The sequence below is a fragment of the Qipengyuania sp. L-5Y genome, from assembly GCF_056859455.1.
The window spans coordinates 98325-123195 of record NZ_JBSXOM010000028.1 but is presented as its reverse complement, the minus strand read 5'-3'; the positions used below and the strand labels follow the sequence as shown (position 1 = coordinate 123195).

Annotated in this window: 25 protein-coding genes; 10 read left to right on the top strand and 15 right to left on the bottom strand. The window is 62.7% G+C overall.

What is annotated here, in order from left to right:
- Window positions 1-16: 16 nt before the first annotated feature.
- The 5 genes from AC13F2_RS08085 to AC13F2_RS08065 all read right to left on the bottom strand — a co-directional run bounded on the left by AC13F2_RS08085 (window position 17) and on the right by AC13F2_RS08065 (window position 4388).
- Window positions 17-1357 carry a S41 family peptidase gene (locus AC13F2_RS08085; RefSeq protein WP_103024691.1) on the bottom strand — a complete coding sequence of 447 codons (1341 nt, stop codon included), beginning with the start codon at window positions 1355-1357 and terminating at the stop codon, window positions 17-19.
- A gap of 103 nt (window positions 1358-1460) precedes the next feature.
- Complete coding sequence (locus AC13F2_RS08080; protein ID WP_482965046.1) at window positions 1461-2672, bottom strand: murein hydrolase activator EnvC family protein; 1212 nt, start codon at window positions 2670-2672, stop codon at window positions 1461-1463.
- A gap of 18 nt (window positions 2673-2690) precedes the next feature.
- Entirely contained in the window at window positions 2691-3113 is a 423-nt protein-coding gene (locus AC13F2_RS08075) for a 23S rRNA (pseudouridine(1915)-N(3))-methyltransferase RlmH (protein ID WP_482965157.1), read from the bottom strand.
- Between the two features lie 132 nt (window positions 3114-3245).
- Window positions 3246-3665, bottom strand: a complete 420-nt coding sequence (gene rsfS, locus AC13F2_RS08070; RefSeq protein WP_103024693.1) for a ribosome silencing factor — start codon at window positions 3663-3665, stop codon at window positions 3246-3248.
- A 57-nt stretch (window positions 3666-3722) separates the two neighbouring features.
- Entirely contained in the window at window positions 3723-4388 is a 666-nt protein-coding gene (locus AC13F2_RS08065; RefSeq protein ID WP_482965045.1) for a nicotinate-nucleotide adenylyltransferase, read from the bottom strand.
- Between the two features lie 252 nt (window positions 4389-4640).
- Between AC13F2_RS08065 and AC13F2_RS08060 the strand changes: the two genes are divergently transcribed.
- Complete coding sequence (locus AC13F2_RS08060; RefSeq protein WP_482965044.1) at window positions 4641-5798, top strand: M23 family metallopeptidase; 1158 nt, start codon at window positions 4641-4643, stop codon at window positions 5796-5798.
- A 16-nt stretch (window positions 5799-5814) separates the two neighbouring features.
- Window positions 5815-6204 (top strand): bactofilin family protein, encoded by a 390-nt coding sequence (locus AC13F2_RS08055; RefSeq protein WP_482965043.1) that lies wholly within the window; start codon window positions 5815-5817, stop codon window positions 6202-6204.
- 79 nt (window positions 6205-6283) lie between these two features.
- Here AC13F2_RS08055 and AC13F2_RS08050 read toward each other — a convergent pair whose 3' ends face one another.
- The 5 genes from AC13F2_RS08050 to AC13F2_RS08030 all read right to left on the bottom strand — a co-directional run bounded on the left by AC13F2_RS08050 (window position 6284) and on the right by AC13F2_RS08030 (window position 11992).
- Window positions 6284-7957 carry a long-chain-fatty-acid--CoA ligase gene (locus AC13F2_RS08050; protein ID WP_482965042.1) on the bottom strand — a complete coding sequence of 558 codons (1674 nt, stop codon included), beginning with the start codon at window positions 7955-7957 and terminating at the stop codon, window positions 6284-6286.
- A gap of 95 nt (window positions 7958-8052) precedes the next feature.
- The gene (locus AC13F2_RS08045) at window positions 8053-8787 is read right to left on the bottom strand and encodes a DUF1013 domain-containing protein (protein ID WP_482965041.1); all 735 of its coding nucleotides are present in this window, start codon (window positions 8785-8787) and stop codon (window positions 8053-8055) included.
- A 103-nt stretch (window positions 8788-8890) separates the two neighbouring features.
- Window positions 8891-9973: a glycosyltransferase family 4 protein gene (locus AC13F2_RS08040; RefSeq protein ID WP_482965040.1), complete on the bottom strand. Its 1083-nt coding sequence runs from the start codon at window positions 9971-9973 to the stop codon at window positions 8891-8893.
- Window positions 9970-10854: a UDP-2,3-diacylglucosamine diphosphatase gene (locus AC13F2_RS08035; RefSeq protein WP_482965039.1), complete on the bottom strand. Its 885-nt coding sequence runs from the start codon at window positions 10852-10854 to the stop codon at window positions 9970-9972. Before AC13F2_RS08035 ends, AC13F2_RS08040 begins: the two co-directional genes overlap by 4 nt.
- A gap of 100 nt (window positions 10855-10954) precedes the next feature.
- Window positions 10955-11992 (bottom strand): NAD(P)H-quinone oxidoreductase, encoded by a 1038-nt coding sequence (locus tag AC13F2_RS08030; RefSeq protein ID WP_482965038.1) that lies wholly within the window; start codon window positions 11990-11992, stop codon window positions 10955-10957.
- Between the two features lie 83 nt (window positions 11993-12075).
- Here AC13F2_RS08030 and AC13F2_RS08025 point away from each other — a divergent pair, with 83 nt between their 5' ends.
- The 8 genes from AC13F2_RS08025 to AC13F2_RS07990 all read left to right on the top strand — a co-directional run bounded on the left by AC13F2_RS08025 (window position 12076) and on the right by AC13F2_RS07990 (window position 21920).
- A complete protein-coding gene (locus AC13F2_RS08025) occupies window positions 12076-12276 on the top strand; it encodes a DUF1192 domain-containing protein (RefSeq protein WP_482965037.1) in 201 nt (66 codons plus the stop codon).
- A gap of 129 nt (window positions 12277-12405) precedes the next feature.
- Window positions 12406-14793: an ATP-dependent Clp protease ATP-binding subunit ClpA gene (clpA, locus tag AC13F2_RS08020; RefSeq protein WP_103024701.1), complete on the top strand. Its 2388-nt coding sequence runs from the start codon at window positions 12406-12408 to the stop codon at window positions 14791-14793.
- A 231-nt stretch (window positions 14794-15024) separates the two neighbouring features.
- Window positions 15025-15963, top strand: a complete 939-nt coding sequence (locus AC13F2_RS08015) for an ABC transporter ATP-binding protein (protein ID WP_482965036.1) — start codon at window positions 15025-15027, stop codon at window positions 15961-15963.
- Entirely contained in the window at window positions 15963-17468 is a 1506-nt protein-coding gene (locus AC13F2_RS08010; RefSeq protein WP_482965035.1) for an ABC transporter permease, read from the top strand. The genes AC13F2_RS08015 and AC13F2_RS08010 overlap by 1 nt, the downstream gene beginning before the upstream one ends.
- A gap of 48 nt (window positions 17469-17516) precedes the next feature.
- Complete coding sequence (locus AC13F2_RS08005) at window positions 17517-18524, top strand: ligase-associated DNA damage response exonuclease (protein WP_482965034.1); 1008 nt, start codon at window positions 17517-17519, stop codon at window positions 18522-18524.
- A 66-nt stretch (window positions 18525-18590) separates the two neighbouring features.
- Window positions 18591-19628 (top strand): OmpA family protein, encoded by a 1038-nt coding sequence (locus AC13F2_RS08000; protein WP_482965033.1) that lies wholly within the window; start codon window positions 18591-18593, stop codon window positions 19626-19628.
- A 4-nt stretch (window positions 19629-19632) separates the two neighbouring features.
- Window positions 19633-21225 (top strand): cisplatin damage response ATP-dependent DNA ligase, encoded by a 1593-nt coding sequence (locus tag AC13F2_RS07995; RefSeq protein ID WP_482965032.1) that lies wholly within the window; start codon window positions 19633-19635, stop codon window positions 21223-21225.
- Window positions 21222-21920, top strand: a complete 699-nt coding sequence (locus AC13F2_RS07990) for a YoaK family protein (RefSeq protein WP_482965031.1) — start codon at window positions 21222-21224, stop codon at window positions 21918-21920. The genes AC13F2_RS07995 and AC13F2_RS07990 overlap by 4 nt, the downstream gene beginning before the upstream one ends.
- Here the strand turns inward: AC13F2_RS07990 and AC13F2_RS07985 are convergent.
- The 5 genes from AC13F2_RS07985 to hemB are packed head-to-tail and all read right to left on the bottom strand — an operon-like array spanning window position 21917 to window position 24867.
- Complete coding sequence (locus tag AC13F2_RS07985) at window positions 21917-22198, bottom strand: DUF167 domain-containing protein (RefSeq protein ID WP_482965030.1); 282 nt, start codon at window positions 22196-22198, stop codon at window positions 21917-21919. The two genes, AC13F2_RS07990 and AC13F2_RS07985, sit on opposite strands and share 4 nt — an antisense overlap.
- On the bottom strand, window positions 22179-22766 hold the full coding sequence (locus AC13F2_RS07980) for a gamma carbonic anhydrase family protein (protein WP_482965029.1): 588 nt from the start codon (window positions 22764-22766) through the stop codon (window positions 22179-22181). Before AC13F2_RS07980 ends, AC13F2_RS07985 begins: the two co-directional genes overlap by 20 nt.
- Entirely contained in the window at window positions 22763-23320 is a 558-nt protein-coding gene (locus AC13F2_RS07975; protein ID WP_482965028.1) for a GNAT family N-acetyltransferase, read from the bottom strand. The genes AC13F2_RS07980 and AC13F2_RS07975 overlap by 4 nt, the downstream gene beginning before the upstream one ends.
- Window positions 23313-23876, bottom strand: coding sequence for a GNAT family N-acetyltransferase (locus tag AC13F2_RS07970; protein ID WP_482965027.1), 564 nt, complete (start codon window positions 23874-23876; stop codon window positions 23313-23315). The genes AC13F2_RS07975 and AC13F2_RS07970 overlap by 8 nt, the downstream gene beginning before the upstream one ends.
- The gene (gene hemB / locus AC13F2_RS07965; protein WP_482965026.1) at window positions 23869-24867 is read right to left on the bottom strand and encodes a porphobilinogen synthase; all 999 of its coding nucleotides are present in this window, start codon (window positions 24865-24867) and stop codon (window positions 23869-23871) included. Before hemB ends, AC13F2_RS07970 begins: the two co-directional genes overlap by 8 nt.
- Window positions 24868-24871: the final 4 nt, after the last annotated feature.

The window sequence follows — 24871 nt, the reverse complement described above, 5'->3', positions numbered from 1 at the left end:
GGAGCCGCGGTGTACCTTATTTGACGCGGGCGGCAATGCTCTTGGGGCTGGTACGGCGCAGCGTTTCCAGTGCGTAATGCAGCTGGAAATCCTCGATACCCTTTTCCTTCAGCTCTTCAGCGGTCTGTTGGAAACGCGGGTCTTCACGCATGTCCTTTTCGATCGCCTCGTCGGCAAGACCGATTTCGTTGACCAAGTGCCCGCGCAGGTCCGATTCGCGCATCTGGAAACGAGCGCGCTTTGCCAGATCGGGATCGGACAGCTGCGGCACAGCAATATCGGGCGTGATCCCGCCTTCCTGAACCGAGTGGCCCGAGGGAGTGTAATAGCGCGCCGTCGTGAGCTTGAGCGCGGCATCATTGCCGAGCGGCAGCAACGACTGGACGCTGCCCTTGCCGAAGCTGCGTTGCCCCATGACGACGGCCCGGCGATGATCCTGCAGCGCCCCGGCGACGATTTCGGAGGCCGAAGCCGAGCCGGCATCGATCAGCACGACGATGGGCAGACCCTCGGCAATATCGCCGCGGAAGACGGTTTCCGCATCGTAGGAAATGTTTTCGCCCCGCGCCCGGCCGCGCTGGGAGACGATACGGCCATCGCTGAGGAAGAGATCGGAAAGCGCGACCGCCTCATCCAGCGAACCGCCTGGATTGGATCGCAGGTCGAGCACCAGGCCGTTCAGGCGGCCCGTAGCGTTCTTCTGAAGATCTTCCCATGCGCCGAACACGTCGCTGCCCACATCGCGCGAAAATTCATTGACCATGATGTGGCCGATATTGCCATCCTCAAGCTCCCAGGTGACCGGCTCGAGCTCGATCACGCCGCGGGTCACCGACACATCGAAAGGTTCATCCCGACCGGGCCGGAATATCGTCAGCTGGATCGACGAACCTTCGGGACCGCGCATCTGCGCCACTGCCTCATCGAGCGACTGGCCAACGATGAACTTGCCATCGAGATGAGTGATGTAGTCGCCCGCCTTGAGACCGGCCTTGTCGGCGGGGCTGCCGCGGAACGGCGAAATGATCTTCACGGCACCATCGTCCTCGACAACGGAAAGTCCGAGGCCGGAATAATTGCCGTCGATCATTGTTTCGAGGCGTTGGAGATCGCTGCCGTCGAGATAGCCGGAGTGCGGATCGAGCGAAGACAGCATGCCATCGATCATGCCGCGAATGAGCACGTCGTCTTCGACCGGCTCCACATAACTGGCCTTGATGCGCTGATACACCGCCAGAACCTTGGCGAATTCGGGACCGGCGCGGCCATCCACCTGCGCAAGGCTGGCGGTAGTCGCAGGGATTAGCGCCACGGCGGTCACGAGGGCGGCCGAACGGGCCAGGGCGGCGAATTTCATTGGCGGAACAACTCCTTTGCGCGCGCAATCTATAGTCTGTCTGCGCTGAATGCCAGATGAGCATTGCTACCAACCCGGCATGGAGCGATTTAACGCCCGCGTGTCACCGCAAATGGTCGAGCGGGTTCACCGGTTCCCCATCCTGCCTGAGCTCAAGCGTGACCTCGCCCGGCGCTGCCGGTGCAAGGCCGAGCGGCGACCCGGCCCCCACATTCTGCCCCACATCGACATCGAGCGTCCCGAGGCCCGTCACGAGGCTGATCCACCCATTTGCATGCTCGACAATCACGATCCTACCGAATCCCCGATAAGGGCCGGCAAACGCAATCCTGCCCGCGCCCGGGGCGACGATCTGCGCGCGTGGGCGCGCCGACAGCACAATCCCCGCCTGCCGCTGTCCGCTGGCCGCCGCCTCGCCGAAACCGGCCGCGATCTTGCCCGCGACCGGCAATTGGTACTGCGTGGGCGGTTCAGTGGCGCTTGGCCGCGGCGACGGGGCAGAAGAAACGCGCGCCATCCGCGGATCGGCGGGCCGCGGCAATGGCCCCGGCAAAGCAGCAAGCCGGGTGCGGAGCGATCCGGCCACTTCGAGCCGCCCGACGAGTTGATCGAGATCGATCGCCTGTTCTGCCAGGACCAGGGCCCGCTGTGCTTCACGATCGGCACCGCTGGCAGCGCGCCTTGCCTTCAGGCGTTCGCTTTCCGCCAAGGCCGTGAGCTGCTTGCGGCGCTGGATCAGCGCCGCTTCGCTGTCGCGCCGATCGGCCACGGCCTGACGTGCTTCGGCCTGAAGCGATTTGGCTCTGTCGAGATCGCCTCGCAATGCCGCTGTGCGATTGCGAATTACTGGTATCGTGCTGTCGAGCACGGCGCGCGTATAGACGAGATCGCGCAATGAACCGGATTGGAGCCCGGATAACGCCAATGGGCGGCGCGACATCGACTGGAGCGCCCCGGTCAGGCGAACGAGAGGGGCCCGCCGCGCCGACAGGCGCCGATTCAGCAGTCGCCTCTCGCGATCGGTAAGCGCCAGACGGGCTTCGGCAGCAGCAATCGATGCCTCCGCCTGCTGCACCCTCGCCGCCAGAGCAGCCGCATCGGCGCGGGCCTTGGCCGACGTCTGGCGCGAACTGGCCGCCTCGCGTTCCAGCCTTTCGCTGCGCGCGCGGGCGTTGCGCTGCTGCTGGCGCGCAGCATCGAGCGCCGCGCGCGCTTCATCCGCGCTGTCGAACCGAGAGGGTGCCTGCGCAATCGCAGGCAGGCCCAACAGACCTGCGACGGCAAATGCAGCAATGACGGCGAAGCGGCACCTCATGGCGTCCGTCCTGCCCGATCAGCCGCTGCGATGATAGGGGTGACCGGCAATGATGGTCGTAGCGCGGTAGAGTTGCTCCGCCAGCATGGCGCGAGCAAGCAGATGCGGCCAGGTCGCCTTGCCGAAGGCGAGCAGCAAGTCGGCCTGGCTGCGCTCGTCTTCGGAATGCCCGTCGGCGGCGCCCAGTATGAAGCGGCATTCGCGCATACCGTCGTCCCGCCAGCGTCCGAGAATGTCCGCCAGATCTTCGGACGGGAGATCTCTTCCGCGCTCATCGAGCAGGACGGTCTTGTACGGCGCCTGCGGCTCGGGAACGCGGCCCCCGGTTTCGGGCAGTTCGGTGAATTTCACCGGCCATGTCAGCCGCTTCTCATAGCGCGCGACAAGTTCTGCCTCGGGCGAGCGCGCAATTTTCCCGCGGGCGATGACGTGAAGCAGAATGATCAACGCTCCCGAAATGGTGGCAGGCTCGGCTCGGTCGATCCCGGCAAAGCCAAGGTAAGGGCCCGCGCGGAGCCATTTCTCGAGGACGGTCTTAGGCCCCCGCTCTCTATCTCGAGAACGGGAAAATGATTACGCCATCCCGGCGACGGGCGGCGCATCACCGAATGCCCACATACGCTCAAGATTGTAGAAGCTGCGAACCTCCGGGCGGAAGATGTGGACGACGACATCGCCTGCATCGATCAGCACCCAGTCGGCAGCTGGCAGCCCTTCGAGCTTAACCGGACCAAAGCCTTCCTGCTTCACCTTTTCGGCAAGCTTTTGAGCCATCGCGGCGACCTGACGGGTCGAGCGGCCCGATGCGATCACCATGTGATCGGCAATGGAGCTTTTCCCTTCGAGATCGATGGTCACGACTTCCTGAGCCTGATCATCATCGAGCTGTTCAAGCACAAGCTTGAGCAGCGGATCGGATTTTGCATCAGCCAAGGCAATCACCTTTGCCGAAGCAGTCCCGGAAGAAGCCGGGCTGGTTTGCGCCTGAGTCATAGGCGAATATGTTACTCCTGATTTGAGAGGCTTGGGCCATGAAGGATACAACGCGCATCATGGCGCGGTGGTTTCCTCCTCGGACGGTATCCTTCGATGCGTCAGCTGGTCCCTCGGAGACGGCCCGGCATAGCGTAAAGCCCAATCGGGATCAGCACGGCGGATGGCCGTGGCCGATCTTTCATCGGGATCGAAACGCAATGTCACCAGTGCCGGTGCGCTCCATTCGCCCCTATTCACAAAGCTGGGAAGAGGTACGGAAAAGCGCCTCAGCCAGGCCATCGCGGGGCTCGCGATAGCAGCGGCATCATAGCCGGGCCTGGCGATAACCGCAATCGGCATCGTGCGTGCAATGCCGCGCCAGTCGCGCCAGCGATGGAACTGCGCCAGATTGTCCGAGCCCATCAGCCAGACGAACTCCCGTTTCGGGTATCGCCGCGTGAGGGCTTGCAATGTGTCCGCGGTGTACCGCGTGCCCAGTTCGCGTTCGATCGCCGTCACGCGGATACGCGCCCGTTTCGCTTGCGCCATCGCCGAGCGGGCACGGGTGGCGAGCGGCGCCATCCCCTCTGCCGGTTTGAGCGGATTTCCGGGGGATACGAGCCACCAGACCTCATCGAGCCGCAGCGAGCGCAGCGCGAACAGCGAAATACGCCGATGGGCGGCATGTGCCGGATTGAAGCTGCCACCCAGCAGGCCGATCCGTTTGCTGATGCCGGTCAAACCGGGAGCCTGTCTCGTTCAGGAAACACATGCGAACGAATGACAGCGCTGCCCCCAGCGAATCGATGAAGCGCAAAAAGCAGTAGTTGGGAAATTAGTTCCCGGGCTTGTTCGAAAATTTGCGCGCGGCGAAACGACTCGTCCCGTTCAGGGTTCGACTCGTGGATTCTTCGGGAACCTCGATTCGATTTCATTAACATCTTTCGCTAGCGACACGCCCGGGACGTTAAAGACCATAAGGGACGGGTCGTTTTGAGCAAACCATTTGCCACCACTGGCTGGGGGAACCGTGTGCGCGGCTGGTTCCCGGACCGCGAATTTTTCATGCGGTCGGAAGGCCAGGTCCGCTTCATCACCATATCGTCGAGATTGCAGATGACGGCCGCCGCTATTGCGCTGGCCGTCTTCGTTATCTGGATGACATCGATGGCCGTTGCGGGCTGGACCCAATATCGCGCCACCGCCGACCGGCTGTCATTGCTGGACCGCGAAGCGAAGGTGGCAACTGCGACCGAGCGCGTGGACGCCTATCGCAACGACATCGACGCCGTCGCAAGCGACCTCGTAAAACGGCAGGAATTCATCGAGGACATGGTCGCCTCGCTGCCAGAGGACGTGAAAGCGGTACAGAACGTCAGCGATTCGTCGGGTGAAGCGGCGGCTATGGTGGACAAGGTCAGCGTATCCATTCCCGAAGCCGGACGGCTGGCGCGGATCGAAGCGCGTCAGCTGGCTTTTGTCGAAGGCCTTACGCGTTATGCCGACTGGCGTTCACAGCGCGCCGCAGCTGCGCTCAAGAAACTGGGCCTCAATCCCGATTCGATGATCCGCAATGCCGATCGCGGCGCGATGGGTGGTCCGCTCGAGAAACTGACGACCGGCGCCGGCGATACCATCGATCCGCGCTTCGAACGTCTCGGTCTTTCTATTGCCCGCATGGATGCGCTCGAGCGCGGCCTTGACGGCGTACCGCAGGTCGCCCCGGCCAATGTCCAGATGGTAACATCGAGCTACGGCTATCGCCGCGACCCGTTCACCGGCGTCGCCGCCATGCACAAGGGTCTCGATTTCCGCGGGCCGACAGGCACGCCGATCTACGCCGCATCCGATGGCCGCATCAGCTTTGTCGGTCGCAAGTCGGGCTATGGCAATGTAGTGGAAATCAGCCACGGTAACGGGCTGATGACCCGTTATGCCCATATGTCGAAATTCAACGCGAAGGTCGGTCAGACGGTCGTAGCCGGGCAGACGATCGGTGCGATCGGATCTACCGGCCGCTCCACCGGCCCGCACCTGCACTTCGAGGTGCGAATCAACAACCGTGCGGTCAATCCGCGCACCTTTCTGGAGACAGCCCCCCATGTTCTCGAAGAAATCCGACGAACTTCCCAGCTCGACTCCGCCAGCTAATCCGGGAAGAGATCGTATGGCCAGCAAGAGCAATTCCACCTTCTCCGTCCTCGGGTCCGATCTGACGATCACCGGCGACATCCAGGCATCGGCCGATCTGCATATCGATGGTTCGGTCGAAGGCGACATCGCCTGTTCCTCTCTGGTGCAGGGCGAAACCAGCACCGTTAAAGGCGCGATCAAGGCCGAGTCCGCCCGGCTGGCCGGCACTGTCGAGGGATCGATCACCGCACGCGAACTGGTAATCCTGAAATCCGCGCGGATCATGGGCGACGTTTTCTACGACGCGCTGACCATCGAACAGGGAGCTCAGGTGGAAGGCCGGTTCGCCCACCGCGATACGAAAGCCAAGGCGTCCGCACCGCCACAAGGTGACACAAAGCCCGAGCTCACCGTCGCCGGCTGAGACCTTATTTCCAGAAAACAGAAAGGCCGCCCGCGCAGATGCGTGGGGCGGCCTTTTCTTATCCGACTGCAGACACGCGTCAGTTTAGGACTTCGGCCCGCAAAGCCTTGCGATCGAGTTTACCGATCATCGTCTTGGGCAGTTCGTCCCGTATGACGACTTCGGCAACGCGTTCGTGCTTGCCGACACGCGCATTGAGCCATTCACGCAGCTGTGGCCCGGTCGCCTCACCCCCGTTTTCAAGCGTGACATAGGCCACGGGCACTTCGCCGCGATACCCATCGGGCCGCCCGATCACGAGCGCTTCCTTGACGGCTTCATGTTCGAGCAGGACGTCTTCGACCTGGCTGGGAAACACCTTGAAACCGCCCACGGCGATCATGTCCTTGATGCGATCGACGATTTCCAGAAAGCCGTCTTCATCCAGCGTGGCCACATCGCCGGTGCGCAGCCAGCTTTTGCCGTGGTGTTCGACGAATACGTCCTTTGCCGCTTCGGGCCTGTTCCAATAGCCCTGCATCACCTGCGGGCCGTGGATCGCCAGTTCGCCCGGCTCCCCGTCGGGTGCGATGACTGTGGGATCTTCCTTGTCGAGCAGGAGGACTTCGGTGCCCATCACGACCTGCCCGATCGTGCCCGGCTTGCGCATGCCTTCGTAAGGATTGGCCGAAACGACACCGGAGCTTTCGGTCAGCCCGTATCCTTCGACCAGCCGCACGCCGGTGGCCGCTTCGAATTTCTCGCGCAACGGTCCGGGCAGCGGCGCGCCGCCCGATATGCAGACCTTGAGCGTCGAGAGATCCGTCTTGGCCAGATCGGGATGATCGACCAATGCCTGGAACATGGTCGGCACGCCTGGAAACCCGGTCGCGCCGTATTTTTCGATGGTTTCGAGGACCTGTTTGGTTTCAAAGCGCGGAACCATGGCGATTGACGCTCCCGTCAGCACGGCATGGTTGAGAAGCGTGGTATTGGCGAAAACATGGAAGAAGGGCAGCGCCCCCATGAGGACTTCGCCTGCCGGATCGCCAAACGGGTTCAGGCCCGCAGTCTGCTGGGCGTTGATGGACAGATTCGCATGGGTGAGCATGGCCCCTTTCGGGGTCCCGGTGGTCCCGCCGGTATATTGCAGAAGCGCCAGCGCGTGCGGATCTTGCGCAGCAACGCCGCCCTCCAACCGCGCCCCTTCGTCGAGTAAATCGTTCCAGCGTAGAATGTCACGACCATAGTCGACCCCGGCAACCTTGCTGCGCGCGAACAGGCGCAACGCAATTCCCTTCAGCGTCGGCAGCATCTTCGCCAGCGAGCTGACAACCAGAGTTTCGAGCGCCGACCCGCGCAGCACCTTGGTGGCGGTGGCATAGAGTTCCGGCACATCGACGGTCACCAGAAGCCGCGTGCCCGAATCCGCCACCTGCTGCGCGAGTTCGTCCACCGTGTAGAGTGGAGAGAAATTGACCACCACCGCACCGGCCATCATCGCCCCGTAATAGGCAGCGACGTAGCTCGGCACATTGGGCAGAAACAGGCCGACGCGATCCCCTTCGCCGATACCGCGTGCGTGCAGCGCGCGTGAAAATGCCTGCGCATCGGCATAGAGTTCGGAATATCGATAGGTGCGCCCGAGAAAATGCAGCAGCGGTGCCTGCGGCGATGCCTTGGCGCTGCGCCCGAACATATCGGGCAGGGACATCGCTTCGAAATGCGTATCCCATGCAGTCGGGTGATGGTTCGGCAGCTTGCTTACATCCATGTCAGTAGCATGGAGTATTGTGCTATAAAGGCAAGCAAAAAGGCGGGAGAAGCCGCTGCTTCCCCCGCCTTCGTCAACTCTTCAGAAAGACGAGCTCAGGCTTCGTCGGTAGTCTCGCCTTCGCCGGCTTCCTGCGACACGCGTTTCGCTTCGAGCCAGGCTGCCGCTTCCGCTTCCTGCGCGGCTTCGGCAGCGGCCTTTTCGTTGGCATCGCGTTCGGCGCGCAGTTCTTCGATCAGCTTTTCCCGATCGCTCGAACCCTTGACCTCGACGGGCAGCGCATCGTCTTCTTCTTCGCTGACCGGCAGGTTTTTCGCGGCCTTGGCAACGACGGCGTCGAGTTCACGCTGCGAACAAAGGCCCAGCGTAACCGGATCCTTGGGCTGGATGTTCTGGATGTTCCAATGGCTGCGTTCGCGGATGGCGCCGATGGTATTGCGGGTGGTACCAATCAGCTTGCCGATCTGCGCATCCGAGATTTCCGGGTGGTTGCGAAGGATCCAGGCGATGCCGTCGGGCTTGTCCTGACGCTTGGAAACGGGGGTGTAGCGCGGCCCCTTGGTCCGGCTGACTGCCACCGGTGCGCGCTGCATCTTCAGGCGATAGTCGCTGTCCGCCTGGCCCTTTTCGATTTCGGCCAGCGTCAGTTCGCCCGAATGTACGGGATCGCGCCCGGTATATTTGCTGCCCGCCAGATCGTCGGCCATGGCCTGTACTTCGAGGATGTGCAGACCGCAGAATTCGGCGATCTGTTCGAAGGAGAGGCCGGTATTGTCGACCAGCCAGGTGGCGGTCGCATGCGGCATCAGCGGTTTGGGTTGGTCGGCCATGAATGTGCCTTTTCTCGTATCCGAAAATAGAAGGGCCGCCCCTCGCGGGACGGCCGTTACCTTGCCGATGTAGGCGACAGTCCCGGATTCGGCAAGCGTTTCGCTAGACGATGGGCAGTTCTTCCGCGTCGAACGCGGCGAGACCGCTGAGAAACTGCCCTGTCGCGGAAGCCCAGGTGAAGCCCGCACCATAGGCAGCACAGGCTTTCCGGTCGCAGAACAGCGCCGCGGCTATGGCGCGGTCGAGATCATCGCACATTGCACCGACATCGTCCGTTATGATGTCGCATGGCCCTGCCACGGGATAGGCGGCGACCGGCGTTCCGCAGGCCAGCGCCTCTATCATCACAAGGCCGAACGTATCCGTCCTGCTGGGGAAGACGAAGACGTCGGCAGCCGCATAACAGCCGGCCAGTTCGCGGCCCGTGCGGCGCCCGAGGAAATGCGCATCGGGATATCGCGCCTTCAGGGAAGCCAGCGCCGGACCATCGCCGACCACCACCCTGGTGCCGGGATAGCTGCCTGCGAGAAATGCCTCGATGTTCTTTTCCACGGCGACCCGGCCGACGTAAAGCTGGATCGGCTTGGGGAGATCGGCGAATTCGGGCGGCGGCGGCGCGTCGGGCGTAAAGCAGGACAGGTCGACCCCGCGGCTCCAGCGATGGAGGCGTGTCAGGCCATGCGCGCGCAGTTCATCGCTGATGCTTTCTGTAGCGACGAGCACCCGTTTCGCCGGGCGGTGGAACCACTGGATATAGCGCCAGAACCATTGCGCGGGCAGGCGCGTGCGTTTCGCCAGATAATCCGGAAATTGCGTATGATAGGCCGTGGTGAAGCAGATCGAATGCCTGGCACAATAGCGCCGTGCCGTCATGCCGAGCGGCCCTTCGGTGGCGATATGGATGGCCTCCGGCGCGAAGGATCGCAGAAGACTGGCGACAGCCCCCGGCCTGGTGAAGGCAAGGCGGATTTCCGGATATGTCGGACAGGGAATGCTGGCGAACTGATCGGGAGAGACCACCATCACCTCATGGCCATCCTCGCGCAATTGCTCGCACGTCGTCGTCAGCGTGCGCACGACACCGTTCATCTGCGGATGCCAGGCATCGGTGACGATGGCGATGCGCTGCGGGGTCTGGGGAGCAATCGACCGGGCTGGCCCGGGAATGGATTGCATCAGGGTCATGCAGCCTCGGGCACCGTCACGGCGACGTCATGACGCCCGGCGTCGCGCCGCGCGACTTCTTCGGGCCAGTTGAGGATTTCCATGCTTCCGTCGAAATGTTCGACCAGCGCATTGCATCCTTCGACCCAATCGCCATCGTTCCAGTATTCGACGCCGTCGAAGTCGCGAAATTCCGCCGTGTGAATATGGCCGCATACCACCCCGTCGACGCCGCGTTCGGCGGCCGCGCGGGCAACCACTTCCTCGTATTTGGAAATGAACTCGACCGCGTTCTTGACCTTATGCTTGGCCGCGCGGGAAATGGACCAATAGGGCAGGCCCAGCCGTTTGCGCAGGCTGGCCACCCAATTGTTGAGCTTCATCATCAGGTGGTATGCGGCATCGCCGATGAAGGCGAGCCAGCGATGCGCCAGCATGATGGTATCGAATTCATCGCCGTGCAGCACCATCAGGCGCCGACCGTCGGCGGTTTCGTGGAAGGCGGCACGCATGATCTCCACCCCGCCGAAGTTCATGCCGGCGAAGGGGCGGATCATCTCGTCGTGATTGCCCGGGATATAGACGATGCGCGTACCGCGCTTGGCGCGCTTGAGAATGCGCCACACGATGTCGTTATGTTCGGCCGGCCAGTAAAACTTCTTCTTCAGCCGCCAGCCGTCGATGATGTCGCCGACCAGATACATGGTTTGGCTGTCGGTGTGGTCGAGAAAGTCGATCAGCAGTTCGTGGTTGCACCCCTTGGTGCCGAGATGGACGTCGCTGATCCAGATCGTGCGGAAGCGGCGCCGTTCCCCCAGCGTACGCTCCGGCACGCTGGGCCTGATCGATGGAAAATTCGCCACCTTGTGAGCGGCGTCGAAGTGTTTGGGCAAATCGTTCATGGGCCAGACCCCCGATCACTGTCGGGTATGCCCTAGCCCACGATTGTTACAGGCGATTCACAGTGCCGTTACGGAATGGCGACATTGCGACGATTGCGCGTCAGCTTTCGGCGACCTCCAGCACGATCTTTCCGATATGATCGCCGCCTTCCATACGGGCATGGGCCGCCCCCGCTTCGGTCAGCGGGAAAATCTTGTCCATGACGGGCGCGATGGTGCCATCCTCGAACAAAGGCCAGGCGTGATTGTGGATCTCGTCGGCCAGCAAGGCCTTGAAATCGTCGGAGCGCGGCCGAAGCGTGGAGCCGGTCAGCGACAGGCGCTTGCGCATCACGGTCGCCATGTTGATTTCGGCCTTGAGGCCGCCCAGCACGGCGATGGTCACATGGCGCCCATCATCGGCCAGGCATTCGATATTGCGCGCCACATAGTCGCCCGACACCATGTCCAGCACCACATTGACGCCCTTGCCGCCGGTAAAGGCCTTCACCTCCTCCACGAAATCCTGGCTTTTGTAATTGATGGCGAGATCCGCCCCGAGGTCGCGGATCGCCTGGCACTTTTCTTCGCTCCCCGCGGTTGCGATCACCGCGATGTCGAATGCCTTGGCGAGCTGGATCGCCATGGTGCCGATCCCGCTGGTGCCGCCATGCACGAGCAGCGTGTCGCCATCGCTCGCCCAGCCGCGTTCAAAAACGTTGTGCCACACCGTGAACAGCGTTTCCGGAATGGCCGCAGCGGTGGCCATGCTCATCGTTTCGGGAACGTGGAGGCAATGGGCCGAATGGGCGAGGCAATATTCCGCATAGCCGCCGCCCGACACCAGCGCGCAGACCCGCCGATTGATCAGTTCGGGCGCTGCGCCCTCGCCGACGGCCACCACCGTGCCCGACACTTCGAGCCCCGGAATGGGCGAAGCGCCCGGCGGCGGCGGGTAGAAGCCCTGCCGCTGGATCACATCGGGCCGGTTGATGCCGGCATGGGAAACGCGGATGAGAACCTGATTCTCACCCGGTTCGGGCACCGGCAATATTTCGGGACGCAAAACATCCGGGCCTCCCGGATCGTCAAAGCCCATTGCGGTCATCGTCTCGGGCAAATCTGCTGCCACTCGCGCCCCCGTTATCTGTCTGGTCATAGTGGCGCTACTGCCACTTTTGCGGTGCAATACCGTTCGTACCCGTTGACAGCAACCGGGCATCCTTGCGAGATTGCCAATCGATGGATGACGATGACCGTCCACGCCCCCGAGGCGATGCCGCGAGCAAGCTCGCCACCGAAGACCTCGGCCCTTATTCGCAGGACGAACTTCAGGAGCGGATCAGGCTTCTCGAATCCGAAATCGTCCGCGTCGAGAAACACCGCCTCTCCGCCTCTGCCCACCGCGATGCGGCAGAAGCGTTGTTCGGGCGAAAGGAATAGTTGGCGATGCGGGGGCTGATATTTTCCGGCTCCGCACCCATATTCGCCATGCATACAGCAATGGCTAACCTCCGGCCCGTAGGCTGTTTCCAGTTCGCCCCAAGCGAGTCGCCCAAGAAAGACAACTGAATGCCCAGCTTTGCAGCCAACCTCGAAAAGACCCTCCACGCAGCGCTCACCGACGCAGGCGAGCGCCATCACGAGTACGCGACTCTGGAGCATCTCCTTCTCGCGCTCATCGACGATGACGATGCCGCGCAGGTGATGAATGCGTGCGGCGTCGATCTGAGCGAACTGACGGCCGTGGTGAAGCAGTATCTCGAACAGGAATATCAGTCGCTGCAATCGGACGAAAGCGCCGACCCGCAGCCGACCGCCGGTTTCCAGCGCGTCATCCAGCGCGCGATCCTGCATGTGCAGTCTTCCGGCAAGGATACGGTGACCGGGGCCAACGTACTCGTCGCTCTGTTTTCCGAACGCGACAGCTACGCCGTCTATTTCCTGCAACAGCAGGACATGAGCCGGCTCGATGCCGTCAGCTTCATCAGCCACGGCATCGGCAAGGGCGGCAAGCAGATCGAAAACCGGCCACCCGACGGCGCGGAAGGCGGCGAATCGCAGGCCGAGGAAAAGGCTGGCGAAAAGGGCAAGAAGGAAACCGCGCTCGACCAGTTCACGGTCAATCTCAACAAGAAGGCCGAAGACGGGCGGATCGATCCGCTGATCGGCCGTGGCCCCGAAGTCGACCGCACCGTCCAGATTCTCTGCCGCCGCAGCAAGAACAATCCGCTGTATGTCGGCGATCCGGGCGTCGGCAAAACGGCGATCGCCGAAGGTCTCGCCCGCAAGATCGTGGAAGGCGACGTGCCCGAAGTGCTGCAGGATGCAGTGATCTATTCGCTCGACATGGGCGCGCTGCTTGCCGGTACCCGCTATCGCGGCGACTTCGAAGAACGGCTCAAACAGGTCGTGAACGAACTCGAAGGCATGCCCGAAGCGATCCTGTTCATCGATGAAATCCACACCGTGATCGGTGCCGGTGCGACCAGCGGCGGGGCGATGGACGCCTCGAACCTGCTCAAGCCCGCATTGTCCAGCGGTGCGATCCGCTGCATCGGATCGACCACCTACAAGGAATTCCGCAATCACTTCGAAAAGGACCGCGCCCTGCTGCGGCGCTTCCAGAAGATCGATGTAAACGAACCCACGATCGAGGATACGATCAAGATCCTGAAGGGTCTGAAGTCCGCATTCCAGGATCACCACAAGGTGACCTACACGGTCGATGCGTTGAAAACGGCGGTGGAATTGTCGGCGCGCTACATCAATGATCGCAAACTGCCCGACAAGGCGATCGACGTGATCGACGAAGTAGGCGCGATGCAGATGCTCGTGGCGCCCAGCCGCCGCAAGAAGAAGATCACCGCGAGGGAAATCGAAGCGGTCATCGCGACCATGGCGCGCATTCCCCCCAAGTCGGTATCGAGCGACGACAAGAAGGCGCTCGAGAATCTCGAACGCGACCTGAAGCATGTGGTTTTCGGGCAGGATGCGGCGGTGCACAAGCTGTCCACCGCGATGAAGCTCAGCCGTGCAGGGCTTCGGGATCCGGACAAGCCGATCGGCTCTTTCCTGTTCTCCGGCCCGACCGGCGTCGGCAAGACCGAAGTCGCCCGCCAGCTTGCCTCCATCATGGGGATCGAACTCAAGCGCTTTGATATGTCCGAATATATGGAGCGCCACAGCGTTTCGCGGCTGATCGGTGCGCCTCCGGGCTATGTCGGCTACGATCAGGGCGGTTTGCTGACCGATGCAGTCGACCAGAACCCGCATTGCGTGCTGCTGCTCGACGAAATCGAAAAGGCCCATCCGGATCTCTTCAACATTCTGTTGCAAGTCATGGATAATGGCCGCCTGACGGATCACCACGGCAAGACGGTCGATTTCCGCAATGTCGTGCTGATCATGACCACCAATGCCGGGGCAGCCGACATGGCACGCAGCGGTATCGGGTTCGGCGATGTCAGCAAGGAAGATGCGAGCGAAGAAGCGGTGAAGCGGATGTTCACACCGGAATTCCGCAATCGTCTCGATGCGATCGTGCCGTTTGCCTATCTCGGTAAATCGACGGTGGGACGCGTGGTCGACAAGTTCATTCTCCAGCTCGAACTCCAGCTGGCCGAACAGAATGTCGACATCCAGTTCGATAAGGAAAGCCGTTCCTGGCTGGCGGACAAGGGTTACGACCGCCTCTATGGTGCCCGTCCGATGGGCCGGTTGATCCAGGAAAAGATCAAGCAGCCTCTCGCCGAAGAACTGCTGTTCGGCAAACTGGCCGATGGCGGCGAGGTGTCGGTAACAATGAAGGACGGCAAACCGTCCTTCGAACTCACCCCCGCCCCGCCCAAGGCGAAGAAAAAACCAGCGGCCAAGAAAAAGGCCGCCCCGAAACGCAAGTCGGCTCCGAAAAAACCCGAAGCCGATACGCCGGAAGGCGCCGACGAAACCAAGGGCTGATCAAGCCTGCAATCGAAGAAGGGGCACCACCGGGAACGGTCGGTGCCCTTTTTTCTATCCGCGATGGTCTTTTGATAAATATCTTCCGAGGGCGGGCCGCCGGGAATTTCTTCGGCGCGAATACCAGCTAGCGAGCCCCCTCGATGGGGCTCTGTTGATCGTTCACCGAGCCACGCTTGTGAAGGTGGACAGCTTCACTTACGCCCTACCGTTACATAGTCGGGGGGATGCATGTCGGTTCTCAAAATATCCAATCTGGTCAAGCGGTTCGAAGGCGTGGTCGCTGTCGACGACCTGTCGTTCTCGGTTTCCCCAGGCGAGATTTTCGGATTTCTCGGTGGTAACGGCGCTGGCAAGACAACGACCTTGCGCATGGTGCTCGACATCATCCGTCCGACGTCAGGGACCATCAGTGTGCTGGGCAGCCCGCCCGACCGACGCAATGCGCAGGCCATTGGGTTCCTCCCGGAAGAGCGTGGTCTGTACGCCGGAATGAGCGCGATCGACACGATCGTGTATTTCGGACGGCTGAAGGGGATGAAGCCCGCCGATGCCCGTAGTCGCGGAATGGAACTTCTCTCCCGCTTCGATCTCGCCGACCGCGCCAAGAGCGATATCGGCGACATGTCGAAGGGGATGGCCCAGAAGGTCCAGCTTGCCACTTCGCTCGTCAACGATCCCGAATTGCTGATGCTGGACGAGCCGTTTTCAGGACTCGACCCGGTGAATCAGGGGCTGCTGGAAAACGAAATCCTGCGCGCATCCGATCGGGGCGCAGCGGTCATCTTTTCTACCCATGTGATGCAGCACGCCGAGCGCCTGTGCGATCGCCTGCTGCTGCTGCGCAAGGGCCGAAAGCGGTTCGAAGGCACGCTGGATGAAGCGCGCGCGGCCTTGCCCGCACGGCTGATCGCCATGGCCAAATCGGATCTTTCGCTGATCCCCGGCGTCGCCCGCGCCGAACGGGGCGAGGCACATGGCGATGGCTGGCACGACTGGACCCTGCATCTATCCGATGGCGTCGATCCCGCTACGGTCCTCGAACACTGCAGTGCCAATGCGATTGCGCTACGCCGCTGGGAAGAACACCGGGCAAGCTTGCACGATGTGTTTGTTCAGTTGGTCGGGGCGGATCCCGATCAAGCGGCGATGGAAAGGGAGGCCGCCTGATGAGCCCGTCGATCGACATGAATAATGTGCTGCTGGTCGCGGGGCGCGAAATTCGGCAGATCCTCAAGATGAAGAGCTTCTGGCTCACTCTGCTGATCCTTCCCGTCGCATTCGCGCTCGGGCCGATTTTTGCTGAGAGTTTGGATGACGATGAGCCCACCCGGGTAAGCGTGGTGGATCGGTCCGGAGGCGATGCGGCGAAGGCGCTGGAGGCGCGGTTTGCGGCCGAAGATGCCCAATGGCTGCTGCGCGACCTGTCGCGCTACGTCCAGCGCTACGGACTGGAACAGGCCGATCCGAAAGCAAGCTGGGCACAATATGACCGCTGGTATACCGACGCGGACATCGCGGCGTTCGAGCGTGCGGGCGGGCTGGACGCCGCTCTTGAAAAGATCGCTGCCGTCCGGCCAGAGGGCGTCCCCCAATTCGAGCCTGATCCGCCCGCCTATGCTTTTTCCGCTCCGTCAGCAGAACTCTCTGCCGCAAGGGGAGAGGATTTCGGTACCGAGGCCCGTGCCCTGTTCGATGCAGATGACGATGCTTCGCCGGAAATCGTTGTTCTGATCGGCGAGAATTACCCCGCCGACCCGCGTATCCAGCTCTTCTCCGCCAACCAGCCCCGCGGCAGCTTCGTCACTACCATGCAGGAAGTGCTGACAACCGATCTGCGGGCGCGCCTGTTGGCCGCTCAAGGTGTCTCACCTGCGAATGCGGCGGCCGTGCAGAGCGCAGCCCCCGTCATCGCGGTCGATACACCTCCTCCCGGCGGCGGCGCGCGCGAGGCTTTGCTGGTACGCTCGATCGTGCCGCTGGCCCTCGCCTATATCCTCGTGATGAGCCTGATGCTTTCGGGCAGCTGGATGCTGCAGGGCTCGGTGGAGGAGCGCTCAAACAAGCTCCTCGAATCGCTCCTTGCCTGTATTCGCCCGGAAGACCTCATGTACGGCAAGCTCCTGGGCTCGCTCAGCGTCGGTCTGCTGATGATCCTCGTCTGGGGTGTCTGTGCAGGCGTTGCCGCTTATGCGACGCAGGGCGCGATATCGGATATGATCCGCCCCGCGCTCGATCCGGTCTCCAGCCCCGGCATCATCGCTGCGATCCTGTTCTTCTTCATCGCCGGCTACATCGCGATTTCCGCCCTGTTCGTGGCGATCGGCGCGATGGTCGATTCGATGAGCGAGGCGCAAGGCTACCTCATGCCCGTAATGCTCCTGATCCTGCTGCCGGTGACCTTCCTGATTCAGGCGATCCTGGCGGGGAATTCGGGCTGGATCGTACAGGTTCTCACCTGGGTTCCGCTATGGACGCCGTTCACCGTGCTGGCGCGCCTCGGCATGGGCATCGAGTGGTGGGAAATGGTCGGCTCGGGCGTCCTGCTTGCCGGTGCCATCGTAATCGAGCTGGTCCTGATCGGCCGACTGTTCCGGGCCAGCCTGCTCTCCACTGGCCAGAAACCAAGCCTGAAGCGCGTTATCGAGCGTCTGCGCGCGTCTCCTGCTCGATAGCGGGCACCTACGCGGGAACGCTTGTGCGTTCCCGCGCTTGAATCGAGGATGGCCGCCGCCCCCTTCTCCTGGATCAAGCCTGAACCGCACGGTATTCATATCGTCCCTGCCGATTGCTGGGTCGATCCCAGCCGCGCGGTCGACAGGGCGCTGGTGACCCACGGCCATGCCGATCATGCGCGCGGCGGGCATGGGCAGACCGTCGCCACGCCCGAGACGCTGGCCATCATGGAGTTGCGCTACGCCACGCGCGACGGAGCGACGCCAGTCGCCTATGGCGAGACCATCCGCCTCCCCGGCGGCGTCGATGCGACCTATATTCCGGCAGGGCATGTCCTCGGCAGCGCGCAGATCCTTCTGGAACATGCGGGGGAGCGCGTGATCGTCACCGGCGATTACAAGCGACGCCACGACCCCACCTGCCCGCCTTTCGAAGTCACTCCATGCGACATCTTCATCACCGAGGCGACGTTCGGCCTGCCGGTCTTCTGCCACCCGCCGATCGAGGACGAGATGGCCAAGCTGCTCGATCGCCTCGCCGCGAACCCAGACAGCTGCGTGCTGGTCGGCGCCTACGCCCTGGGCAAGGCGCAGCGTGTCATCGCCGAATTGCGGCGCGCGGGGCACAAGGACCCGATCTACCTCCACGGCGCGATGGAAAAGATGTGCCGGCTCTATGAAGAACACGGGATCGACCTCGGCGAGCTGCGACTGGTTGCCGATCATGCCAAGGACGATATGCGCGGATCGATCGTCATCTGCCCGCCGTCGGCCCTCAACGATCGCTGGTCGCGCCGTCTGCCCGAACCGATCACCGCCATGGCCAGCGGCTGGATGCGCATTCGCCAGCGCGCGCGTCAGCGCAACGTCGAACTGCCGCTGATCATTTCCGATCATGCCGACTGGGGGGAGCTTACCCGCACGATCCAGGAAGTCGGCGCGCAGGAGAACTGGATCACCCACGGGCGCGAGGATGCCCTGCTGCGCTGGTGCCAGTTGCACCAGAAGCGCGCACGCGCGCTTGCCATGGTCGGCTACGAGGACGAGGACGATTGACCGGAACGAGCACGCGGTTCGACAGTTTTTCCAACCATTCGCGTAAGGCGAAAAAGGGAGATTGCGATGCGTAAGACGTTGGCAACACTATCGATGGCCGCAATTCTGGTGGCCGGTTGTTCGGTAAAGGAAGACAACAACCAGGCCGAAGGCTCCACCATTTCGACAAGCGATCAGGCTGACGAAGCATCCGCCTCCGACGATGGCGCGCTGTACGCCGATGGCGAAGCGATGCCGCTCGATATCGAACAGACGCACCCTACCGGCACCAGCATCGCGCTCGAATCGATCCGCGCAACGCCTACCGAAACGCTGGTCACCATGACGATCAACAATGGCGCCGATTTTCCGGTAACGCTGAACGGCTTCGGCGGCGCCTATCTGTTCGGGCCGGATGGCGGAAAGCTCGAAGTCCAGGCCCCCGCCAATAACGAAAAGCTAGAAATCCCTCCCGGCCAGCAGGTTCGGGCAGAACTCGTCTTCAAGGGCCGTCTCAGTCAGGGTGGCCCTGCGACCCTGTTCTTCAACGAAGCCCGCGACCTCGACAATGACTCGTCCCGATATCCGGGCTTCCGCATTCCGATGCAGCTGACCAGCGCCGCCTTCACCGAAGACGGAGCAAAAAAAAAATCTAGTTCGCTTCGGCTGATCGGCTCCGCGCCGGGCGCGTCGGCGCGATCGGCCAGTTCGGTCTCCACGCTGCGCTCCGAACTGGAAGCGAAGGAAACCGATCGCGGTACGCTCGTGTCGCTGCCCGGCGATGTCCTGTTCGATACGGACAAGGCCGAAATCCGCGCTGCCGCCCGGCCCACGCTCGACAAGCTGGCTGAGCTGATCAAATCCGATTCCTCGGCCAAGGTGGCCGTGGAAGGCCATACCGACAGCCAGGGCGACGATGCCTACAACCAGCGACTGTCGGAACGGCGGGCGCAGGCGGTCCGCGACTATCTGAAGGATGTGCGCCAGGTCCCGGCAGACCGGATGACCGTAAAGGGCCTGGGCGAAAGCAGGCCCGTGGCGCAGAACATGACGCCGGACGGGAAGGAAAATGCCAGTGGCATGCAGAAGAACCGCCGCGTCGAAGTGGTCATAGCCAAGAGCTGACGGCTTGGAGCAGTTCGCCGCCCTTATCGATGCGCTGGTCTATACGCGCAGCCGCAACGAGAAATTGCGGCTGATCGCCGAATATCTTCGGGCGACACCCGATCCCGATCGCGGCTGGGCGCTGGCCGCCCTGTCCGACGGGCTGGATTTTCCGGCCGTCAAATCCTCCACCATCCGCAATCTGCTCAAGGATCGGATCGATCCGGTGCTATGGACGCTGAGCCGCGATTTTGTGGGCGATACCGCGGAAACGGCCAGCCTGTTGTGGCCCGCGCCCGAACATCCTCCCTCGCCCCCGGGCGTGACCGAAACGGTCGAACTGCTCGAAGCGATGAACCGCAAGACCGTCGTTTCCGAACTGCCCCGGCTGCTCGACCGGCTCGACGCATCCGGCCGCTACGCCCTGCTCAAACTCGCCACCGGGGGTATGCGGATCGGCGTTTCCAGCCGCCTAGCCAAGACTGCCTTTGCGCAGGCTTTCGACGTCTCGGTCGACGAGGTGGAGGAATATTGGCACGGCCTCGCCCCGCCCTATCCCGAACTGTTCGACTGGGCCGCCCATGGCGAAGCGCCGCCCGACATGGCGAACCTGCCGACCTTCCGTCCCTTCATGCTGGCCCACCCGCTAGAAGAAACGGTGGTCGATCTCGCGGATTATGCGGCAGAATGGAAATGGGACGGTATCCGCGTGCAATTGGTACGGGCGGGGGACGAAACGAAACTGTTCTCCCGCTCGGGCGACGATATCTCCGCAACCTTCCCCGAACTGCTCGATGTACTGCCCTTTCCCGCCGTTCTCGATGGCGAACTGCTGGTGCGCGGAACGCATCAGGGTGGGGAAGAAGGGGGCGCAGCCAGCTTCAACGCGCTGCAACAGCGGCTTGGGCGCAAGACGGTGTCCAAGAAGATGCTGGCCGAAGCGCCCGCCTTCGTGCGGCTTTACGACGTGCTGCTTCTCGACGGCGAAGATCTGCGCGCCCTGCCCTGGACCAAGCGGCGCCAACGCCTGGAAAAACTGATGGAGCGCCTGCCCGAAAGCCATTTCGACCTCAGCCGGGTGGTCGACGCGCGCGATTTCGAACATCTGGGCGAAATCCGCGAAGGCAGCCGGGATGACGCAATCGAAGGGCTGATGCTGAAACGCAAGGACAGCCCCTACATCGCCGGACGCCGGATGGGATATTGGTACAAGTGGAAGCGCGATCCCCTGCTGGTGGATTGCGTGCTGATGTATGCCCAGCGCGGCAGCGGCAAGCGGTCGAGTTTCTATTCCGACTACACCTTCGGATGCTGGGACGGCGATCCCGATGCCGGGGCGGATCTCCTCCCGGTCGGCAAGGCTTATTCCGGTTTCACGGACGAGGAACTGAAGAAGCTGGATCGCCATGTGCGGCAGAACACGGTCAACCGCTTCGGGCCGGTGCGCGAAACGGACAAGAGCCTGGTCTTCGAGGTGGCCTTCGACAGCGTGCATGACAGCAAGCGCCACAAATCCGGCCTCGCCATGCGATTTCCCCGCATTCACCGCATCCGCTGGGACAAACCGCCGCACGAAGCCGATCGCATCGAAGCGCTGAAGGCGCTGATCAAGGATTGATTTCAAACCTGCGGTGGGCATGGTGCCGGCGTGCACCGTTACGATCCCGCAGGAAACTCGCTCTCGGCCTCGCCTTTCTGGCAGGCACGGTGGATGCGACAGGCTTCATCAGGACCGGCGGATATTTCGCCTCCTTCATGTCGGGCAATACCACCCGGCTGGGTCTGCACATCGCCGGGCAGCCGTCGATCGCCTACATCCCGTTTGCGCTGATCTGCGGCTTTGTTACCGGCGTGGTGCTGGGATCGCTGCTTGCATCGCGCTGGCCTGACTGGCGCAAGAGAGCCCTGCTGGCCGCCGTCACCCTGGTCCTCGGCGCCGGTGCGATCGCCAGCATGCTCGGATCGACGGTCGGGTTTCTCGCCGCATCGGCGCTCGCCATGGGAATGGCGAACAACGTCTTTACCAAGGATGGCGAAGTGACCGTCGGCGTGACCTACATGACCGGGGCGCTGGTCCGGTTCGGACAGGGCCTTGCCGCGCGCATGTCGGGCCGTTCTCAGGAAGGTTCGCGCGGCTACGGGTGGCTCTGGATGGCGCTCGCTCTGGGCGCGATTGCCGGCGGGATGCTCCACAAGCTTGTGCAGGATCACTCGCCGGCGATCCTGTGCGCGATGGCCTTCCTGCTGTTTTGCTACGCCGCCCTGGTGGAAAAAGGTCGAACGGACGATCCGCCCGCGGACGAGGGGATCTAGAGCGCAATCCGCAGCAGTTTCTCGCGCGAAGTTGCGCCGCGCAACAGTTCCACGCGTGACGGCGCCAGATCGAGGGCGCGCGCGACCAGCTGGATCACGGCCGTGTTGGCGGCCCCCTCCTGCGGCTTGGCGCGTACTTTCACGCCGACGCCGGTCTTGGTGATCGTGATGGTTTCGCTTCGTGCGCCTGGGGTGGCCCGAACGGCAAGGCGTCCGTGCTCGTCGATCAGGGCGCGCAGGGCGTCCGCGTCGGATAGGTCAGCGGGTAAGCGCTTCATCCACCGCTGCCGCGTGATGCCTGGCGTTTTCGGCGTAATGCGCCACGCCCATCCGCATGCCCGCGATTGCCGCATCGTCGAGATCGCGCATCTTTCGTGCAGGCCGCCCGCCCCATAATTCGCGCGGCCCCATCACCTTGCCCTCGGTCAGCATGGCGCCTGCGGCCAGCATGGAATCGCTGGCGATAACCGCCTTGTTCATCGCGATGGCACCCAGTCCCACGAAGCCGCGGTCCTCGATCGTGCAGCCATGTACCATGGCCATATGCCCGATCAGCACGTCGTCGCCGATGATCAGCGGCGATCCGTCCGGATCGCCCGGGCGCTCCGGGTCGCAATGGCAGACACTGCCGTCCTGGATATTCGTCCGTTCGCCAATGACGATGCGGCTGACATCGGCGCGCAGCACGCAATTGTACCATACCGAACTGTCGGCACCGATCTCGACATTGCCGATGACGGTACAGCCAGGCGCGATGAAGGCGCTGTCATGGATTTTCGGCGTGTGGCCGTGAATCGGAATAATGGTGACGCCCGGTCGGGACACAGGGGGGCGGCTCGCGGTCATCGTGTGCTCTCCCATTGCTCGCGTGAAAGCGAATACTGGATCGTCGGATTGTCCTCGGCCGGATAGGCGGGGTCGGAGAAATCCAGATCTTCGCGGCGCACCATGCCGAGCTTTTCCATCAGTTTCCAGCTGCCGATGTTGGCGGGGCTCGTCAGCGCGACCACATGGGGCGCCCCTACACGGGTAAAAGCCCAGTCGAGCACGGCATGCATCGCTTCTTCGGCATAGCCGCGCCGCCAGCGATCCTCCCGCACCAGCCAGCCGATCTCGTGATCGCCCTGGTTCCGCGCCAGTGGATTGTCGACCTGTTTGATGCCGCAGTGGCCGACCATTTCACCGCTGGCCTTTTCGATTATGAACAGGAAGCTGAAACCATGCTGCGCATAAAGCGCGCGCGATTTCGCATGTTTCGCTTCGATCTCGTGCAGCTCTTTCACGCCGCCGAGACGCGCCATCACGGTCGGCGTATTCAGCACGCGATCCTGTTCCGCCGCATCGCCTTCTTCGATCGTGCGCAGGATCAGCCGGTCCGTTTCGGCAATGATGTCAGCCACGGTCCGTACTCCATGCATCGCGGTCAATCGAATAGACGATGGTCGGGTTCCACGGTTCTTCGTAGCGGTTGTCGACATAGTCGAGCTCTTCGCGCCGGGCCATGCCCAGCCGCTTCATCAGGCCCCAGCTCGCCGTGTTGCCGGGAACCGTCAGGGCGAAGACTTCTTCTGCGCCGAATGTGTCGAAAGCGGCATCCAGCGTCGCCGTGGCCGCTTCTCTGGCATAGCCCCTGCCCCAGGCATCTTCGCGCAGGCGCCAGCCCACCTCGAACTCGCCCGTCAGCGTCGATCCCGGCGCGTCGGCGCGCTTGATCCCGCAGAAGCCGAGCATGGCGCCGTCTTCCTTGCGCTCGACGACCCAGAAGCAGAATCCGTTCTTCGCGCGGCAGGCCTCGACCCGGGCGCGCTGCTTGGCGCGGCCTGCATCGTCGAGCACGTCGCCCAGCCATTGCATGACCGCGGGGGTGTTGGTGACGCGGAAGAACTCGTCCCAGTCGGCATCGCCGCGCCAGTCGCGCAGGATCAGCCTTTCGGTCTCCAGGCGGAACTCAGCCATTGAGGAGCTGTGCGGCGCGCGGGGCGTGATAGGTCAGCACGCCGCTGCATCCGGCGCGCTTGAAGGCGAGCAGCTTTTCCATCAGCAAGGCATCGCGGTCGCCCACGCCCGCTGCCGCACCGGCTTCGATCAGCGCATATTCTCCGCTCACCTGATAGGCGAAAACGGGGACGTGGAATTCCTGTTTCGCGCGCCAGATGATGTCGAGATAGGCCAGCCCCGGCTTGACCATCACGCTATCCGCGCCCTCGGCAATATCCATCGCGATCTCGCGCATGGCCTCGTCGCCATTGGCGGGATCCATCTGATAGCTTTTCTTGTCGCCCTTCAGCAGGCCGCCCGACCCCACGGCGTCACGGAACGGGCCATAGAAGGCAGAGGCATATTTGGCCGCGTAAGCCATGATCTGGACATTGGGGTGCTGGTTCAATTCCAGCGCCATGCGGATCGCCCGCACGCGCCCGTCCATCATGTCCGACGGCGCAATGATATCCGCGCCGGCATTCGCCTGGTTCACGGCCTGATCCACCAGCACTGCAACCGTATCGTCGTTGAGGACATAGCCGCTATCGTCCAGCAGCCCGTCCTGCCCGTGGCTGGTATAGGGGTCGAGCGCGACGTCCGTCAGAATACCGATGTCCGATCCGCAGGCATCGCGGATCGCCTTGATGGCGCGGCACATCAGATTGTCGGGATTGAACGCCTCTACCCCATCGTCGCTGCGCTTGTTCGGCTGGGTGTTCGGGAACAATGCTACACATGGAATCCCCAGATCAAACGCTTGTTTCGCATGCTTTGCGATACCGTCGACGGACCAGCGCGATACTCCGGGCAGGCTCGCCACCGGCTCCTCCACACCCTTGCCGTCGGTGACGAAAAGCGGCCAGATGAGGTCCGCCGGCGACAGCACGGTTTCGCGATACATCGCGCGGCTCCAGCTGCTCGCACGGGTGCGGCGCATGCGGGTGTTGGGATAGCTTGCGTTTGTCATACAC